Annotated in this window: 20 protein-coding genes; 11 read left to right on the forward strand and 9 right to left on the reverse strand. The window is 72.9% G+C overall.

Annotated features, from left to right (window positions below; all coding sequences use genetic code 11):
• Positions 1-207 precede the first annotated feature (207 nt).
• Positions 208-1143 (reverse strand): septation protein SepH, encoded by a 936-nt coding sequence (sepH, locus tag E4622_RS04895; RefSeq protein WP_134738918.1) that lies wholly within the window; start codon positions 1141-1143, stop codon positions 208-210.
• A 147-nt stretch (positions 1144-1290) separates the two neighbouring features.
• On the opposite strand from sepH, the gene E4622_RS04900 reads away from it, so the two are divergent.
• Positions 1291-1911: a trimeric intracellular cation channel family protein gene (locus tag E4622_RS04900; protein ID WP_134738919.1), complete on the forward strand. Its 621-nt coding sequence runs from the start codon at positions 1291-1293 to the stop codon at positions 1909-1911.
• 3 nt (positions 1912-1914) lie between these two features.
• On the opposite strand, the gene E4622_RS22655 is transcribed toward E4622_RS04900, so the two are convergent.
• Genes E4622_RS22655 through E4622_RS04920 form a run of 4 tightly spaced genes read right to left on the reverse strand, consistent with a single transcriptional unit; the run spans position 1915 to position 6154 of the window.
• Complete coding sequence (locus E4622_RS22655; RefSeq protein ID WP_167735981.1) at positions 1915-3075, reverse strand: hypothetical protein; 1161 nt, start codon at positions 3073-3075, stop codon at positions 1915-1917.
• Positions 3072-3599 (reverse strand): SigE family RNA polymerase sigma factor, encoded by a 528-nt coding sequence (locus tag E4622_RS04910; protein ID WP_134738920.1) that lies wholly within the window; start codon positions 3597-3599, stop codon positions 3072-3074. The genes E4622_RS22655 and E4622_RS04910 overlap by 4 nt, the downstream gene beginning before the upstream one ends.
• 52 nt (positions 3600-3651) lie before the next feature.
• Positions 3652-4965 carry a D-arabinono-1,4-lactone oxidase gene (locus tag E4622_RS04915; RefSeq protein WP_134738921.1) on the reverse strand — a complete coding sequence of 438 codons (1314 nt, stop codon included), beginning with the start codon at positions 4963-4965 and terminating at the stop codon, positions 3652-3654.
• Positions 4958-6154, reverse strand: coding sequence for an MFS transporter (locus E4622_RS04920; RefSeq protein WP_134738922.1), 1197 nt, complete (start codon positions 6152-6154; stop codon positions 4958-4960). Before E4622_RS04920 ends, E4622_RS04915 begins: the two co-directional genes overlap by 8 nt.
• Positions 6155-6187: 33 nt before the next feature.
• Here E4622_RS04920 and E4622_RS04925 point away from each other — a divergent pair, with 33 nt between their 5' ends.
• The 3 genes from E4622_RS04925 to E4622_RS04935 all read left to right on the forward strand — a co-directional run bounded on the left by E4622_RS04925 (position 6188) and on the right by E4622_RS04935 (position 8504).
• On the forward strand, positions 6188-7276 hold the full coding sequence (locus E4622_RS04925) for a ferrochelatase (RefSeq protein ID WP_134738923.1): 1089 nt from the start codon (positions 6188-6190) through the stop codon (positions 7274-7276).
• Positions 7273-8103: an inositol monophosphatase family protein gene (locus E4622_RS04930; protein WP_134738924.1), complete on the forward strand. Its 831-nt coding sequence runs from the start codon at positions 7273-7275 to the stop codon at positions 8101-8103. The genes E4622_RS04925 and E4622_RS04930 overlap by 4 nt, the downstream gene beginning before the upstream one ends.
• A gap of 110 nt (positions 8104-8213) precedes the next feature.
• Entirely contained in the window at positions 8214-8504 is a 291-nt protein-coding gene (locus E4622_RS04935) for a DUF4193 domain-containing protein (protein ID WP_134738925.1), read from the forward strand.
• Between the two features lie 84 nt (positions 8505-8588).
• On the opposite strand, the gene E4622_RS04940 is transcribed toward E4622_RS04935, so the two are convergent.
• A complete protein-coding gene (locus E4622_RS04940) occupies positions 8589-8906 on the reverse strand; it encodes a DUF4235 domain-containing protein (protein WP_134738926.1) in 318 nt (105 codons plus the stop codon).
• Between the two features lie 34 nt (positions 8907-8940).
• Entirely contained in the window at positions 8941-9411 is a 471-nt protein-coding gene (locus tag E4622_RS04945; protein WP_134738927.1) for a DUF3093 domain-containing protein, read from the reverse strand.
• 97 nt (positions 9412-9508) lie between these two features.
• Between E4622_RS04945 and dut the strand changes: the two genes are divergently transcribed.
• From dut to E4622_RS04965, 4 genes are read left to right on the forward strand one after another with little or no spacing between them, the layout of a single operon-like run.
• Positions 9509-9952 carry a dUTP diphosphatase gene (gene dut / locus E4622_RS04950; RefSeq protein WP_134739423.1) on the forward strand — a complete coding sequence of 148 codons (444 nt, stop codon included), beginning with the start codon at positions 9509-9511 and terminating at the stop codon, positions 9950-9952.
• 16 nt (positions 9953-9968) lie between these two features.
• Complete coding sequence (locus E4622_RS04955) at positions 9969-10604, forward strand: DUF3710 domain-containing protein (RefSeq protein ID WP_134738928.1); 636 nt, start codon at positions 9969-9971, stop codon at positions 10602-10604.
• Positions 10605-10614: 10 nt separating this feature from the next.
• Entirely contained in the window at positions 10615-10968 is a 354-nt protein-coding gene (locus tag E4622_RS04960) for an OB-fold nucleic acid binding domain-containing protein (RefSeq protein WP_209021782.1), read from the forward strand.
• Positions 10965-11708, forward strand: coding sequence for a DUF3159 domain-containing protein (locus E4622_RS04965; RefSeq protein WP_134738930.1), 744 nt, complete (start codon positions 10965-10967; stop codon positions 11706-11708). Before E4622_RS04960 ends, E4622_RS04965 begins: the two co-directional genes overlap by 4 nt.
• A 42-nt stretch (positions 11709-11750) precedes the next feature.
• Here the strand turns inward: E4622_RS04965 and E4622_RS04970 are convergent, their stop codons facing one another.
• Positions 11751-12422: a TrkA family potassium uptake protein gene (locus E4622_RS04970; RefSeq protein WP_134738931.1), complete on the reverse strand. Its 672-nt coding sequence runs from the start codon at positions 12420-12422 to the stop codon at positions 11751-11753.
• Between the two features lie 2 nt (positions 12423-12424).
• Entirely contained in the window at positions 12425-13087 is a 663-nt protein-coding gene (locus E4622_RS04975; RefSeq protein ID WP_134738932.1) for a TrkA family potassium uptake protein, read from the reverse strand.
• Between the two features lie 46 nt (positions 13088-13133).
• Between E4622_RS04975 and E4622_RS04980 the strand changes: the two genes are divergently transcribed.
• From E4622_RS04980 to E4622_RS04990, 3 genes are all read left to right on the forward strand, one after another.
• Positions 13134-15176: an APC family permease gene (locus E4622_RS04980; RefSeq protein ID WP_245155887.1), complete on the forward strand. Its 2043-nt coding sequence runs from the start codon at positions 13134-13136 to the stop codon at positions 15174-15176.
• The gene (locus tag E4622_RS04985) at positions 15173-16279 is read left to right on the forward strand and encodes a TRAM domain-containing protein (protein WP_134738934.1); all 1107 of its coding nucleotides are present in this window, start codon (positions 15173-15175) and stop codon (positions 16277-16279) included. Before E4622_RS04980 ends, E4622_RS04985 begins: the two co-directional genes overlap by 4 nt.
• A gap of 79 nt (positions 16280-16358) precedes the next feature.
• Positions 16359-16937 (forward strand): hypothetical protein, encoded by a 579-nt coding sequence (locus E4622_RS04990; protein ID WP_134738935.1) that lies wholly within the window; start codon positions 16359-16361, stop codon positions 16935-16937.
• The last annotated feature ends 42 nt before the right edge of the window (positions 16938-16979 follow it).

Raw genomic sequence — 16979 nt, forward strand, 5'->3', positions numbered from 1 at the left:
GGTCTCGAGACGGTTGCCGGCGCAACCTCCTCAACCTCCGGGGGGCTGGGGGTTGAGGAAGGCGCGCTGGCGCCTGTCTCGAAACCCCGCTGTCCCTGGCACCCTGCTTCACTCACGGGGTCTCGACACGCAGCGTCGCGCTTCGTTCCTCAGCCGCGGCGCTGCTCGACCTTCGCGACACTCAATGCCGCGCTCGTACCTCGCGCGTCATTGATCGCTTCCGCCGAACATGATCTCGTCCCAGCTGGGGACCGAGGCGCGGCCGCGCTTCTTGGGCTTGCGGCCGGCGGGCTCGTCGGCCGCGGGGTCGTCCTGGGGGGTGTGGTCGGCGGCGGCGGCCTCGGAGGCCTCCTCGCGCAGGTCGGGGTCGTCGGAGGCGGGGGAGTCATCGAGGAAGGCCTCGACCGGCTCGTCGGCGGCCGGCGGCGTGGCCTCGTCGTCCTTGAGGAGCTCCAGCACGTCGTCGCCGAGCGGCAGCTCGTCGGCGGGTACGGCGGACAGGCGGCGGGTGCGCGCCTGCCGCAGGTCGTCGCGGGGCTCGGCGGGGGCGGCCGGGGCAGCGTCCTCGGCGACCGCCTCGCCCACCAGCCAGCGGGCGTCGTCGTTGTCCAGCAGGACGTAGCTGCCGGGCACGTCGTAGGTCAGCTCGGCCGTGCCCTTGCGGCGCAGCGTGCTGAAGGTCGCGCGCAGCGCCCAGCGGCCGTCCTCGCGGCGCCAGGCGTCCCACGACACGGCGTCGGAGGTGACGTTGAGCGAGCTGAGGTGGGCCGCGACGGCGTCGCCGAGGATCCGGGCGCCGCCCTCGCCGGAGCCGCGGCGCACCGAGGAGCGCTGGGCCCGCTGGGCGACGTGCTCGCGCTCGGCGAGCACCGGGCCGGCGTAGACCATGATCCGGTCGACGCTGGTCTGCGCGGACTGCGCGACCGCCTCGGGTGACTCGCCGGCGCGGATCCGGGCCTGGATGTCGCGGGGACGGAGGGATGAGTCCATCTGAATCTCCAACTGGCCGAGGCGAGAGGCGTCGCCGCGGAGCGCGGCCCGCAGGCTCTGGTCGATGTCGAGCGTGAACTCGGCTCCCGCATCGCTGACCAGCAGGAGGCGCTTCCCGTCGTCGCTCACTCCAGCGAGCGTGAGGTGCGCCATGGGATCGACTTCCTGGTGTCCTGCGGTGTGGGTGTGGGTGAGCCTTCGGTGTCCCCGAGCCTACGCCAGCGAGACCGCCCGACCCGGTCATCGCGCGGCGTGCCCGACGGATAAATCCGCGACCTGACCAGCCACTACGCTGCCCCCGTGCCCAGCACCCTCGTGACCCTCGACCTGGTGGGGATCTTCGTCTTCGCCATGTCCGGCGCGCTGGTCGGCGTGCGCAAGGAGGTGGACGTCTTCGGGGTGCTCGTCCTGGCCGGGACGACCGGCCTGGGCGGCGGCTTCCTGCGCGACGTCCTCATCGACGCCACGCCGCCGGCGGCCCTGGCCGACTGGCGCTACCTGCTGGTGCCGGCCGCGGGTGGGCTCGTCACGTTCGCCTTCCACCCGGTCATCGGGCGCCTCGAGCGCAGCATCAACGTGCTGGACGCCTTCGGCCTCTCGCTGTTCTGCGTGACGGGGGCGACCAAGGCCCTGGAGTACGGGCTCGGCCCCGTGCCCGCGGCCCTCATGGGCATGGTCACGGGCATCGGGGGCGGGATGGTCCGCGACGTCCTGGCGGGTCGGCTGCCGGTCATCTTCCGCGGCGAGCTCTACGCCACGCCGGCCCTGGCCGGCGCCGCGATCGCGGTGGTCGGCACCCGCGCCGACCTGCCGGTGCTGGCCGTCGCCCTCGCCGGCGCCGGGGTCTGCCTGGTCTGGCGGCTGCTGGCGATCTGGCGCGGGTGGCAGGCCCCGATGCCCACGGGGCCCGCCAGCGTCTGAGGCTCAGCGCAGGAGCCGGCCGTTCGGCAGGACGATCTGGGCCCGCGCGGCCCCGGCGTTCTCAACCGTCATCTCGCACTCGCCCGTGGCCACGTCGCACCCGAGGAGGCTCTGGTAGCGCGCCTCGATCGGTCCCGACGACAGCACGGCCACGGTGTCGTCGTCCAGCCACCCGTAGGGGACGGCGAAGCTGAGGGTGGCCGAGGCGATGTCCAGGGGGACCGCGGACCCGTCCACGCCGACGACGCGCGCCTCGGTGTGACCGCCGTTCTCGGGGTCCGGGACGTCGACGTAGAACGCGAACGCGGTGCCCTGCGGAGACAGCTCACCGCTGTCCGTGACCACGCCGGGCAGCTGGACCGCTGTCTCGCGCGTGGTGCCGACCGCGACGCCCTTGCCGTCGCGGAAGGCGATGACGCCGTTCTGCACGTCGAGGATGTCGAGCCCGTCGACCGCGTCGGGGTCGACGAGCTCGGTGTCCTGGGTCTCGAGGTCGACGGCCACCGCGCCGCGGGCGTCGCGCCAGTAGGCGGTGCCGTCGTCGATGGCGTAGAAGTACGCCGGGTCGGCGCTGGCGGCTGCAGCGGACATGTCGTCCGTCGTCTCGCCCCCGGCGAACGCCGGCTCCGCCTCGGTGCTCTGGTCGAAGACCATGAACGCCGGCGCCGGGCCGCTGCTGAAGTCGACCCAGCCGACCAGCGAGCTGCCGTCGTCGGCCACCAGGTGCGGCTCCGACTCGTCGGTCCGGCCGATCGCGTCCACCTTGCCGTCGACCACGGAGTAGACCGTGCCCTCGGGGTCGGCGAAGACGTAGCCGTGCGTCGTGGCGACGTAGACGCTCACCTCGTGGCCCACGTCGAGCGCGTCGTCACCGGCCAGGATCACCGACGAGGTCGCCCAGGAGACGCCGCCGTTGGGCAGGGTCTCGGTCGCCGTGTCGGTCCGGTTGTCGGTGGGCTCGGGAGCCGCGTCGCCGCCCCCGGACAGGGCGGGGACCACTAGCGCGGCCGCGACGGCGAGCGCGGCGAGCGCGCCGCCCGCCGCGAGGCCACGGCGTCGGCGTACGCGCCGGTCGCCGGCGCGCACCAGGGCGTCGAGGTCGTCGGGGGCGAAGTCCACGCCCGCGGCCCGGTCGTGCAGGAGGTCTCGCAGCTTCTCGGTCATCGGTTCACCGCCGTGTCGGCCAGGGGGAGGAGGTCGTCGGCGGCGTGGCCGAGGTGGTCACGCAGCTTGGTCAGGCCCGCCGCGACCTGGCTCTTGACCGTGCCGACGGCACAGCCCATCGCGTGGGCGGTCTGGGCCTCGGTGAGGTCCTCGTAGTAGCGCAGGACGATCGCGGCCCGCTGTCGCACGGGGAGCCGCATCAGGCCCTCCCACAGCCACTGGCTCTGCGCGACCTGGTCGGCGTGCCCCGAGACCGTGTCCCCGGCTCCCGGGTCCTCGGTCGGACGCTCCGACCAGCTCTTGCGCCGGAACCACGAGATAGCGGTCGTCGTGATCGCCTTGCGGCAGTAGGCCTCGGCGTTGGCCGGGTCACGCAGGCGCGGCCAGGCCGTGTAGGTCTTGACCAGCGCCTCCTGCACGAGGTCCTGGGCCAGCGAGGTGTCGCCGACCATCAGGTACGCCGCCCGGTGGAGTGCGGCCGAGCGGGCGGCGACGAACCCGGCGAACTCGTCGCGGCGCGTCATGTCTTTCCCTTCGTCATGACTACCAGACGCGTCGGGCCGGGCGAAAGGTTCGTCAGGGCCCGAGCACGCGCCGCAGGTAGCCGTTGGCGAAGACCCGGTCGGGGTCGAGCCGGTCGCGCATGGCGAGGAACTCCTCGAAGCGGGGGTAGAGCGGGGCCAGGCCGTCGGCCTGGCGGGTGTGCACCTTGCCCCAGTGGGGCCGCCCGCCGTGGGCCCGCATGATCGGCTCCATCAACGCGAAGTAGGCCGTGTGGTCGGCGCGCCGGTGCGTGTGGAAGGCGAGGTAGAACGAGTCGCGACCGCTCGCGGTCGACAGCGGGATGTCGTCGGCCGGGGCGACCCGGATCTCCACGGGGAAGCTGACGGTGAGGTCGGAGGCGTCCAGCGCGGCTCGCGCCTCGCGCAGAGCCGACAGGCCGGCCTCGCGCGGCACGGCGTACTCCATCTCGCGGAAGACGACGTCGCGGTCGGCCACGAAGACCTTGTGGGCGACGTCGGAGTAGGTGCGCGCGCCGAGGATCCGGGCGTTGACCCGGTTCATGGGCGGGATCGCCCGCGGGGCCAGGTTGGCGGCGGCCGTCAGGGCGCCGAACGCCTTGTTGGACAGCAGGTCGTCGTCGAGCCAGGCGCGCAGCCGCGGCACGGGGGAGGCCTCGGACGGCTCGGCGTCGAGACGGTCGTTGCGCTTGGTGAGCAGCCGGTCGGTGTGGGGGAACCAGTACATGTCGACGTGGTGGCTCTCGGCCGTCATCTGGTCGAACGACGCCAGCGCCTCGTCCCAGCGCATCGGCTGCTCGGTGGCCTCGAGGAGGAAGAGCGGCTCCACGCGGAACGTGACCTTCGTGATGACGCCGAGGGCCCCGAGGCCGACGCGGGCGACGGCCAGGACGTCGGCGTTGTCGGTCTCGGTGGCGCGCAGCACCTCGCCGGTGCCGGTCACGAGCTCCAGGCCGACCACCTGCGCGGCGAGGCCCGCCGCGACCCCGCCCGTGCCGTGGGTGCCCGTCGAGATCGCCCCGGCCAGCGTCTGCTCGGCGATGTCGCCCATGTTGTGCAGGCTCAGGCCGAGGGCCTCGAGGTCGGCGTTGAGGTGCTTGAGCTGGGTCCCGGCGAGCGCGGTGACCGTCATCGCGTCGCGGTCGACGGCGACGATCCCGGTCAGGCCCTGGGGGCGCAGCATCGTGTGCTCGGGCGCCGCGATGGCGGTGAAGCTGTGGCCGGTGCCGACCATCTTGACCGTCGTCCCGGCGGCGCGGGCGCGCTCGACCTCGGCCACGACGGCGCCCACGTCGGGGGGCGTCACGGTGTGCTCCGGGCGGGCGGTCACGAGCCCGGACCAGTTCTTCCACTCGCTCACGTCAGTCACGCGTCATCACGGACCCCACGGTAGTGCGGATCGCCAGCGCCGCGAGCACCGCCAGCACCCCGCCGCCGACGGGGACGAGGTACGCCGCCGACGCGCCCTGGTGGTCGACGAGGACGCCGGCGAGCGTCGCGCCCGGGGCGACCCCGGCGACCAGGCCGGTGTGCAGGAACGCCATCCCCTCGGTGAGCCGGGACGCCGGGACCACCCGCTCGCACAGCGACATGGTGGCGATCAGGGTCGGCGCGATGGCGAAGCCGGCCACGAACAGCACGGCGCCCATGACGACCATCGAGTCGATGAAGGTCAGCGGCAGGATCGCCACGGTCATCGCGAGCGTGCCCCACCGCAGTCGGTAGGCGGGGCCGCGACGCCACGTGACCGCCCCGCTCAGCAGGCCCGCGATCAGGCTGCCGGCGGCCCAGAGGGCGAGCAGCGGGCCGGCGTACGCCTCGGCGTCCTGCTCCTCGGCGAAGGCGACGGTGGCGACCTCGGCGGCGCCGAAGAGCAGCCCGAGCATGGTGGAGACGACCGTCAGCGGCACGACCACGCCCCACGGGATCCGGGGGCGCTCGGAGCGGGTCGCCGACGGCGAGTGCCGGGGCGGCTCGGTGCCGCGCTGCGCGGCGAACGCGTAGGTGCCCAGGAGACCGACGACGAGCGCGGTGGCCAGGCCGGCGGCGGGGTGGACCGAGGTGGCCAGGACGGTGACCAGGATCGGGCCGGTGATGAACACCGCCTCGTCCGCGACGGCCTCCAGGGCGAACGCCGTCTGCAGCTCGTCGGGGTCCCGGGTCGTGTGGGACCAGCGGGCGCGCACGCAGCTGCCGACCGAGGGCAGCGAGGCCCCGGCGACGACGGCGAAGACGTAGGTCGTCGCGATCGGCCAGCCCTCGTCCACCGACCACATGAGCAGGGCCAGCGCCACGCCCCACACCGTGATCACCACCGGCAGCACACGCGACTGGCCCAGCCGGTCCAGCAGCTTGCCCTGCAGGATCGCGAAGAACGCGTTGGCCAGGAGATGGGCGGCTGAGACGGCACCGGCGACGCCGTACGAGCCCGAGGCGTCCTCGACGAGCAGCACGATGCCGAGGCCGACCATCGCGATCGGCAGCCGGGCCACCAGGCCGGTGCCGCTGAAGAGCGCGGCGCCGGGCTTGCTGAGGATGCGGCGGTAGGTGCGGATCATGGCCTGCGAACACTAGATCCATACGATGGGGGAGTGCCCAATCCAGACGCCTCCCCGTACGACGCCCTCCTGCTCGTCTCGTTCGGTGGCCCCGAGGCGCCCGACCAGGTCGTGCCCTTCCTCGAGAACGTCACCCGCGGTCGCGGCATCCCCCGCGAGCGGCTCGAGGCGGTCGGCGAGCACTACTTCCTCTTCGGCGGCCGCTCGCCGATCAACGACCTCAACCGCGACCTGCTCGCGGCCATCCGCGCCGACCTCGCCGAGGCCGGGATCGACCTCCCGGTCTACTGGGGCAACCGCAACTGGGACCCGTTCCTGCGCGACACCCTCGCCGAGATGGCCGCCGACGGCGTGACCCGGGCGGCCTGCTTCATCACCAGCACCTACTCCTCGTGGTCGAGCTGCCGGCAGTACCGCGAGAACCTCTTCGACGCCGTCGACGGGCTCGAGGGCGCGCCCGCGCTCGACAAGCTGCGCCACTACTTCAACCACCCCGGCTTCGTCGAGCCGATGGTCGACGCCACGCTGGCCGCGCTCGCCGACCTGCCCGAGGACGTCCGGGCCGGCGCGCACCTCGCGTTCGTGACCCACTCGATCCCGGACGCGATGGCCGACACGAGCGGCCCCGAGGGCGGCGCCTACGTCGACCAGCACCTCAGCGCCGCCGAGGAGATCGCACGGCAGGTGGCCGACAGCACCGGCACCGCCCACCCGTGGCAGCTCGTCTACTGCTCGAGGTCGGGCTCGCCGCAGACGCCGTGGCTGGAGCCCGACGTCAACGACCACCTCGAGGCGCTGCACGAGGCCGGCGTCCCGGCGGTCGTGATGGTGCCGAGCGGCTTCGTCTCCGACCACATGGAGGTCGTCTATGACCTCGACACCGAGGCCATGGCCACCGCCGAGCGGCTCGGGCTGCCCGCGCGCCGCGCGGCGACGGCCGGCACCGACCAGCGGTTCGTCGCGATGGTGCGCGACCTCCTGCTGGAGCGCTCGGCGGCCGAGCGGGGCGAGGCCGTCACCCGCACCGCGATCGGCCGGCTCGACGCCCGCTGGGACCGCTGCCCGGTCGGGTGCTGCCCCAACCCGCGTGCGGAGCGACCGGCCCTCTGCGGCGACGCATGACCCGCCCCGACCCCGCCGAGCTGGCCGACCTCGCGCTGGACACCGCCCGGCTGGCCGCCGAGCTGGTGCGCGGTCGCCGGGCGGCCGGCGTCACCGTGGCCGACACCAAGTCCAGCGACGTCGACATCGTCACCGAGGCCGACCGCGCCGCCGAGACCCTGATCCGCGACACCATCCGAGCCCGTCGGCCCGACGACGCGTTCCTCGGCGAGGAGGGCGACGACGAGGCCGGCACCACCGGCGTGCGCTGGGTGATCGACCCCATCGACGGCACGGTCAACTTCCTCTACGGCCTGCCCCAGTACGCCGTGTCGATCGCGGCCGAGGTCGACGGCGAGGTGGTCGCCGGGGTGGTCCTCAACGCCGCCACCGGTGTCGAGTACGTCGCGCGCGAGGAGGACGGTCGGGTCGTCGCCCGGCGCGACGGGCGACCGCTCGCCGTACGCGGGGAGGCGCCGCTGTCGCACCGCCTGGTCGGCACGGGCTTCTCCTACGACCGCCGCGTGCGGGTGCTGCAGTCCGAGGCCGTCACCCGGCTGCTGCCGCACATCCGCGACGTACGGCGGCTCGGCTCGTGCGCCCTCGACCTGTGCGCCGTGGCCGAGGGCCAGCTCGACGCCTACGTCGAGGAGGGGGTCAACCTCTGGGACCACGCCGCCGCCGGTCTCATCGCCCGCGCGGCCGGTGCGCGCACCGAGACCGCCACCGGGATCGGGGGGATGACCCTCCTCCTGTGTGCCCCAGGTCACGGCTTCGAGGACTTCCGCGAGGCCGTCGTCGAGGCCGGTTTCATGGCGCCTGTCACCATCGCCCCTGAAGGGGAATAGCCGCACGTCAGAGGCTGTTCCGGACACGTCGCGAAGCCGGTGTTTGCCGGATCGCGGAGATAGTGCACAATCTGGCCCGCCACACACAGCCGAAGGGAGTGAGCGACGCAATGGCTACTGACTATGACGCACCGCGTAAGAACGAGGAAGAGCAGTCCGAGGAGAGCATCGAAGAGCTCAAGGCGCGTCGCCACGACAAGAACTCCGGCAAGGTCGACGAGGACGAGGCGGAGGCCGCCGAGGCGTTCGAGCTGCCCGGCGCCGACCTGTCGCACGAGGAGCTCGCCGTCGAGGTGAAGCCGAAGCAGGAGGACGAGTTCACCTGCATGAGCTGCTTCCTGGTCCACCACCGCAGCCAGCTGGCCGACAGCAAGAAGATGATCTGCCGCGACTGCATCTGACCCTCGAGGTCGGAGCGCAGCACCGCTTCCGGACGGCTGACTGCCTCAGGACGGCTGCGGACGCACTGCCCGCGCGGTGACCGCTCAGGTCACCGGCGTCGGGGCGGAGGCGTCCTGGCCGTCCTTCTCCATGCCCGGGGGCAGGTGGCCCGTGGAGCGGGCGTAGTAGTGGGCCGCCTTGCGGGCGGCCAGCATCCGGGCCAGGGCGATGAAGGTGCCGCTCACCGCGGCCCACGCCACGGCCTCCCAGACGTCCACGTCGGGGTCGGCCGGGTTGGCCGGCGGGTTCTTGCCGGTCGCCGCCTTCCAGGAGGTGTTGATCACCTTCTTGGAGACCGCCGCCGCGCCGATGGCGGCGCCGAGCGAGAAGAGGGTCCAGATCTTGGAGCTGTCGGAGGCCATGCCCAGAGCCTAGGGCCGGTCGCCGCCGAACCGGCTAGTGACCCGCGCCGCGGGCGTGCGCCAGGGCCTCGGCCAGGCGCTCGGGGTGGCGCGTGCTCACCAGCCAGTACGGCGTCGGGTCGGCCGGGTCGGCGATGACGACCCGGACCGCGCGCTTGAGGTAGGGGCGCAGCACCAGGAAGGCGCGCGCGTCGGCGTCCACCCCGGCCGCGCGGCGGGCCTGCTCGGCGTCGAGCGGCGTCGCGGCGCCGAGGTGACCCACCTCGATGTGGGCGCGCCCGACGCGCAGCTGGCCGTCGGCGACCACGACGCGGGCCGAGCCGTAGGAGAGCAGCGCCCCGGCGAGCAGCGCCATCGCGAGCGCCGTGACCACCCAGGCCACCGGCCCGGGGACGGCCACCACCAGCGCGAGCCAGAGCGTCGCGACGAGCATGGTCCCCTGCACCCACCAGCGCAGCGGGACCTTGAGCCGCTCGGCGTACGCGGTGTCGGCGGCGCTGGTCACGGGGCCAAGCCTCCCATCCCGCCGGTGGGGGATGGTGCACTAGGGTCCGTCCGTGCCCACGCCCGAGCCGACTCCCGCGGCCCCTGCGGCCGACGGCGTGACCATCGAGGTGGTCCGCCTGGACCGGGACCTGCCGCTGCCGTCGTACGCCCATCCGGGCGACGCGGGCGCCGACCTGGTGACGACCGTCGACGTGACGCTGCGGCCGGGGGAGCGGGCGCTGGTGCCCACCGGGATCGCGATCGCGCTGCCCGACGGCTACGTCGCCCTCGTCCACCCGCGCTCCGGCCTGGCCGCCCGCCACGGGCTGTCGATCGTCAACACCCCGGGCACGATCGACGCGGGCTACCGCGGCGAGATCAAGGTGCTCCTCATCAACCACGACCCCGTCGACGCCGTCGAGCTGCGCCGCGGCGACCGGGTGGCCCAGCTGGTCGTCCAGCGCTTCGAGCGCGCGCGCTTCGCCGAGGTCACCGAACTCCCCGACAGCGCTCGTGGTGGCGGGGGTTACGGTTCTACCGGGGGTTTCGGCCCATCCTGACCACGAGGAGTAGCACGTGAAGTTCCGCCGCAAGTCCGACGCCGACGCCGTCCCCGAGACGGTCGGCGAGAGCGACTCGCCGGACGCCGACAGCGGGCCCGTGGGCCCGCACGACGTGGACGACCTGCCCGAGGGCGTCGACCGCGTCGACCTGGGGTCGCTCGTCATCGAGCCCGAGGCCGGGCGCGAGCTGCGCCTGCAGGTCGACGAGCAGTCCGGCAACGTGCAGGCGGTGGTGCTCGCCGGTGCCGACGGGGCCCTCGAGCTGCGGGCGTTCGCCGCCCCCCGCAACGGCGACCTCTGGTCGGACGTGCGACCCCAGATCGCGGCCGACATGGCGCGACGTGGCGGGACCGCCACCGAGCGGGAGGGCCGGTTCGGCCCGGAGCTGCTGTGCGAGCTCACGGTGACCCGTGCCGACGGGTCCACCGGCTCCCAGCCGTCGCGGATCATCGGCGTCAACGGCCCGCGGTGGCTGCTGCGGGCGACCTTCCTGGGCCGCCCGGCCGTCGAGCCCGAGGCGGCCGAGGCGTGGGAGGACACCCTGCGCAAGGTGGCCGTCCGCCGCGGCGCGCACGCGCTGCCCGTGGGGGAGCCGCTGCCCCTGATCCTCCCGGAGAACGCCCGCCGCACTGACGCACCCTCCGAGTGAGGCTCCTGCCGTGAGCAAGCTGCGACGCACGATCAGCCGCTGGGCCAACAGCTCCGACCAGCACGCAGCCGACCTCCGGCGGACCTACGCCGACGCGGGGGTCGCGACGATCGCCGAGGCGCCCGACCGCGAGCCCGTGCGCCTGCGCGGCACGCTGCGCACCGTGACCCTGCGTCCGCGCGGCGGCGTACCCGCGCTCGAGGCGGAGCTGTTCGACGGCTCGGGCGTCCTCACCGTCGTGTGGCTGGGCCGGCGGCGCATCGCCGGCATCTCGCCGGGCCGCTCGATCGAGGTGCAGGGGCGCATCGGCGCCCACGAAGGCGTCCGCATCATCTACAACCCGCGCTACGAGCTGATGCCATGAGCGAGGCCGCCGTTCCGGGGCAGGTCCCGCAGCCGCCGCCGTCCGCCAGCGTCGCGACCGTCGAGGAGGTCGTGCGCGCCCAGCTGTCCAAGGCGCTGGGCGGACGGCGCGGCATGCTCGAGGCCGCGGTCCCGACCCTGCTCTTCACGATCCTCTGGCTCACGACGCGCGAGCTGACCGTCGCGCTGGGGGTGAGCATCGGGGCGGCGGCCGTGACGCTCGCGATCCGGCTCGTCCAGCGCTCGTCGCCGCAGTTCGCGCTCAACGCGATGTTCGGGATCGGCATCGGGTGGCTCTTCGTGCGCCTGGCCGCCAGCCGTGGCGGCAGCGTGGACGAGCAGGCGCTGGCCTACTTCCTGCCCGGCCTCATCTACAACTCCGGCTACTCCGTCGTCCTCGCCGTCAGCTGCCTGGTCGGCTGGCCGCTCGTCGGCTTCATGGTCGGCAGCGTCACCGGCGACCCGACCGCCTGGCACGCCAACCGCCAGGTGGTGAAGCTGTGCACGATCCTGACCTGGCTCCTGGCCGTCCCGTGCCTGGTGCGCGTCGTCGCCCAGGCGCCGGTCTGGTTCGCCGGCCACTCCGGCGCGATGGACGCCGACACCGCCGTCGCGGTCCTCGGGGTCCTCAAGATCGTGCTCGGCTGGCCCCTCCAGCTCGCGGCCCTCGGCACCATGGTCTGGGTCCTGTCCCGCAACTCCACGCCGGTCGACCCCGCCGAGCACGTCGACCTCACCTGACTCCGCCGGCGGTCGAGGAGGGACGAGGTCCCGTGCCGAGACCTAGCCGCTGTGGTTGCGGGGCGCGAGGAGCTGCTCGAGCTCGTCCTCGCCGGCGTCTGGGATGACGAAGAGGAGCTCGTCGCCGGACTCGACCGGCTGCTCGCCGTCGGGCACGTAGACCTGGCCGTCGCGCAGGATCGTCACGAGCGCGCAGTTCTCCGGCAGCGGGATCAGGCCCGAGGGCTTGCCGACGTACGGCGAGTCGGCCGGCAGCACCATCTCCACGAGGTTGGCGTTGCCCTTGCGGAAGGTGAAGAGCCGCACGAGGTCGCCGACGGTGACGGCCTCCTCGACCAGCGCCGACATGATCCGCGGGGTGGAGACGTTGACGTCCACGCCCCAGGCCTCGGTGAAGAGCCACTCGTTGTTGGGGTGGTTGACCCGCCCGACCGTGCGGGGGACGCCGAACTCGGTCTTGGCCAGCAGCGAGGTGACGAGGTTGGCCTTGTCGTCGCCGGTCGCGGCGATCACGACGTCGCACTTGTCGAGGCGCGCCTCCTCGAGCGAGGACAGCTCGCAGGAGTCGGCGAGCAGCCACTCCGCGTCCGGCACCCGCTCGGGGTGGATGGACCCGGGGTTCTTGTCGATCAGCAGGACCTCGTGGCCGTTCTGGATCAGCTCGCGGGCGATCGAGCGCCCCACGGCGCCGGCTCCGGCAATGGCGACTCGCATGCTCAGCTCTCCTCGGGTCCGCGCTCGATGACCTGGTAGGCGTGCGCCGCGTTCTCCTCGCGCATCACCAGGTGGAGCAGGTCGCCCTCCTGGATCACCGACTCGCGCGTCGGCAGCATGCCCTCGCCCAGCCGGTCGATCCAGGCGATGCGGCTGCGCGACTGCTCCTGGAAGGTCACCGTCCGGTGCCCGATCCAGGGGTCGCCCACCGGGACCTGGTCGAGCCGGATGGTGCCCGAGGGGTCGCGGAAGTCGGGCTCCGCGCCGGCGGGCAGGATCCGGCGCAGCACCTGGTCGGCGGTCCACTTGACGGTCGCGACCGTGGTGATGCCGAGGCGCTGGTAGACCTCGGCGCGGCCGGGGTCGTAGATACGGGCGACGACCTGCTGGATCCCGAACGTCTCGCGGGCGACCCGCGCGGCGATGATGTTGGAGTTGTCGCCGCTGGAGACCGCGGCGAACGCGTCGGCGCGACGGATGCCGGCCTTCTCGAGGACCTGCTGGTCGAAGCCGTAGCCGGTCACCTTGTCGCCGTTGAAGCCGGGCCCGAGACGCCGGAAGGCGTCGGGTTCGGAGTCGATGACGGCCACGGTGTGGTTACGGTCCTCGAGGCTGCGGGCGAGGGTCGAGCCGACCCGGCCACAACCCATGATCACGACGTGCACCCGGCCACCGTACTGCCCCGCGGACGGTGCCGTACCCTTGCCGCTCGTGGGTGTCGGCGACGTCTCCAAACGAATCCTGCTGGGGCGCAAGCTGCGTAGCTCCCAGCTGGGGGAGACCCTTCTCCCCAAGCGGATCGCCCTGCCCGTCTTCGCCAGCGACGCCCTCTCCTCGGTGGCCTACGCGCCCGACGAGGTCTTCATCATGCTGTCGCTGGCGGGCGCCAGCGCCTACGTCTGGTCGTGGAAGATCGCGATCGCGGTCGCCCTGGTCATGGCGGCGGTCATCGCCTCTTACCGCCAGACCGTGCACGCCTACCCCAGCGGCGGCGGCGACTACGAGGTCGCCACGGTCAACCTGGGTCGCCGGGCCGGTGCGACGGTCGCCAGCGCGCTGATCGTCGACTACGTGCTGACGGTGGCGGTGTCGATCTCCTCGGGCTCGCAGTACGCCGCCGCCGCCATCCCGGTCCTGCAGCACCACGAGGCCACGGTCGGCGCCGTGCTGGTGGTGGTGCTGACCGCGCTCAACCTGCGCGGCATCCGCGAGTCCGGGACGCTCTTCGCGATCCCGACGTACGCGTTCATGGTCGCGATCCTGGGCATGTGCGCCTTCGGGTTCCTCCAGATGGCCGCCGGCAACCTGCCCGACGTGGAGTCCGCCGACCTGGTGATCAAGCCCGACTCGGAGTACGACGGCGCGCTGACGACCATCGGTCTGCTGTTCCTGCTGGCGCGCGCCTTCTCGTCGGGCTGTGCGGCTCTCACCGGCGTCGAGGCGATCTCCAACGGCGTGCCGGCGTTCCGCCGGCCCAAGAGCCAGAACGCCGCCACCACGCTGCTGCTGCTCGGCATGATCGCGGTGTCCATGATGGTCAGCGTCATCATCCTGGCCCGGCAGATGGGGCTGCGCTACGTCGACCCCCACGACCTGGACCGGCTCACGCGCAACGGCGAGGCGCTGCCCGGCGACTACGACCAGCACGCGGTCATCGCGCAGATCGCCCGGGCGGTCTTCCACGACTTCCAGCCCGGCTTCTACCTCGTGGTCTCGGTCACCGGGGTCATCCTGGTGCTGGCCGCCAACACCGCCTTCAACGGCTTCCCGGTGCTGGGCTCGATCCTGGCCCGCGACGGCTTCGCGCCCCGCGCCCTCGACTCCCGCGGCGACCGCCTGGCCTACAGCAACGGCATCCTGTTCCTCGCCGCGCTGGCGATCGTGCTGATCATCGCCTTCGACGCGGAGACGACCCGGCTGATCCAGCTCTACATCGTCGGCGTCTTCGTGTCCTTCAACCTCAGCCAGCTCGGCATGATCCGGCACTGGACGCGCAAGCTCGTCACCGAGCGCGACCCGGCCGCGCGACGCAAGATGGTCCGCTCGCGCGTCATCAACGCCGTCGGGCTGACCTTCACCGCGGTGGTCCTGGTGGTCGTGCTGATCACCAAGTTCCTCGCGGGCGCCTGGATCACGATCCTGGCGATGATCTTCTTCTACGTGATCATGAACGGCATCAAGAGCCACTACGACAACGTCAACCGCGAGCTCGCGGCCGACGAGAACGACAAGGCGCTGCCGACCCGCGTCCACGCGATCGTGCTGGTCTCCAAGCTGCACAAGCCGACCCTGCGCGCGCTGGCGTTCGCGAAGGCCTCGCGGCCCAACGTGCTGGAGGGCGTCTACGTCTCCACCGACGACGCCGCGACCAACAAGCTCCTCGAGGAGTGGGACGAGCGGCGCATGGACGTGCCGCTCAAGGTGCTGCACTCGCCCTACCGCGAGCTGGTGCGACCGATCGTCGAGTACGCCACGGAGATCCGCCGGGCCAACCCGCGCGGGGTCGTGGCCGTCTACATCCCCGAGTACGTCGTGGGGCGCTGGTGGGAGCAGCTGCTGCACAACCAGACCGCCCTGCGGCTCAAGGGCCGGCTGCTCTTCACGCCCGGCGTCATGGTCACCTCCGTGCCCTACCAGCTGCGCTCCTCCCAGATCGCGCGGGATCGCGAGGAGCGCGACGACGCCCGGGTGCGCCCCGGCGACCTGCGGCGCGGCCGCGTCGCCGAGCGCGACGACCGCCAGATCCCGCGATGAAGCGCCGGCCGCGGCAGCGCACCGCTCGCGGCGCCTCCCGGGTGGGCGAGCGCTTCGAGGCCGAGGTGGGTCCGGTCGCCCACGGCGGCCACTGCATCGTCCGGCTGCCCGAGCCCGAGGCCCGCGTGGTGTTCGTGCGGCACGCCCTGCCGGGCGAGCGCGTCGTCCTGGAGATCACCGAGGGGACCGAGGGCGACCGGTTCTGGCGCGGCGACGCGGTCGAGGTGCTGACGTCCTCCGCCGACCGGGTCACGCCGCCGTGCCGGTTCGCCGGTCCGGGGCTGTGCGGCGGCTGCGACTTCCAGCACGTGACCCTCGAGCGGCAGCGCTCCCTCAAGGCCGACGTGGTCCGCGAGCAGCTCTCCCGGCTGGCCGGGCTCGACGTCGCGGTCACCGTGGAGCCGGTGCCGGGCGACGACCACGGTCTCCACTGGCGCACCCGGCAGCGCTACGTCGCGCTGCCCGGCGGTGCCCGCGGCATGCGCAAGCACCGCTCCCACGAGGTGGTCGAGATCGACGAGTGCCTCATCGAGGCACCCACCCGGCCCTCGTACGTCGTGGGGCCGCACACCTTCGAGGTGGCCGACGACGGCTTCTGGCAGGTCCACCCCGGTGCGCCGGCGGTGCTCGTCGACACCGTGCTGGAGGCGCTGAGGCCGGCGCCGGGAGAGCACGCGCTCGACCTGTACGCCGGGGTCGGGCTGTTCGCGCGGTTCCTGCTGGACGCCGTGGGGGAGTCGGGGCGGGTCGTGGCCGTCGAGGGGGACGAGCGGGCCTCGGAGCTGTCGATGACCAACAGCCCCGGCATCGAGGCCACCGCGGGCCGCGTCGACCAGGTCCTGGCGGCCGGCGATCCCGAGCACGTCGACGTGGTGGTCCTCGACCCCCCGCGCGAGGGCGCGAAGCGGGCGGTGGTCGAGGCCGTGGTCGCGCGGACCCCGCGCGCGGTGGCCTACGTCGCCTGCGACCCGGCCGCGCTGGCCCGCGACGTCGCGATCTTCGCCGAGCACGGCTACGCGCTGACCCGGCTCCGCGCCTTCGACCTGTTCCCGATGACCCACCACGTGGAGTGCGTGGCCCTGCTCGAGGTGGCCCCTCACTAGTCCGATCGGGCCATGGTGGTCGCCGCAGGGGATCCCTACGATCCGAGACGTCGACCGTCATCCCACAGGAGCGCGCCCCATGACCACGTCCTCGCCTCGTCGCCTCACCTACGCCAACGTCGTCTCGACCCTGGCCCTCGTCATCGCGATGGGCGGTGGCGGCGCGGCCGTGGCCGCCGGTCTCGCGAAGAACTCCGTCGGGTCGCCCCAGATCAAGAACGGCGCGGTCAAGAAGGCCGACCTCGGGGCGGGCTCGGTCGTGTCCACGAAGATCAAGGACGGTGCCGTGACCGGGGCCGACGTCAACGAGTCGTCGCTGGGGAAGGTGCCGTCGGCGAAGCGGGCCGACGCCGCCGGGAGCGCGGAGAACGTGCTCGGTGCCGTCGTCAACTCCAACGGCACCCTGGTGACGGCCCAGTCCTCGCACGCCACCTCCGCCGCCCCGCTGTTCCTCGCCAGCTACGAGGTCGTGTTCGACCGGGACGTCAGCGGCTGCTCCTACACGGTCTCGGTGGGGGAGTCCGGCGTGGGCGACGGCGTCGTGGGGTTCGCCTCCGTGACGGGCAGGGACAACAACCCGAACGGGGTGTTCGTGACGACGTACGACAAGACCGGTGCCGAGGCCGGTCGTCCGTTCATGGTGCACGTCATCTGCTGAGCGCTTGCCCTGGAGCGCACTCCAGGTCCTAACGTCGGGGAC

Origin of the sequence: Nocardioides sp. 503 (assembly GCF_004522095.1) — a bacterium.
Lineage (GTDB): Bacteria > Actinomycetota > Actinomycetes > Propionibacteriales > Nocardioidaceae > Nocardioides.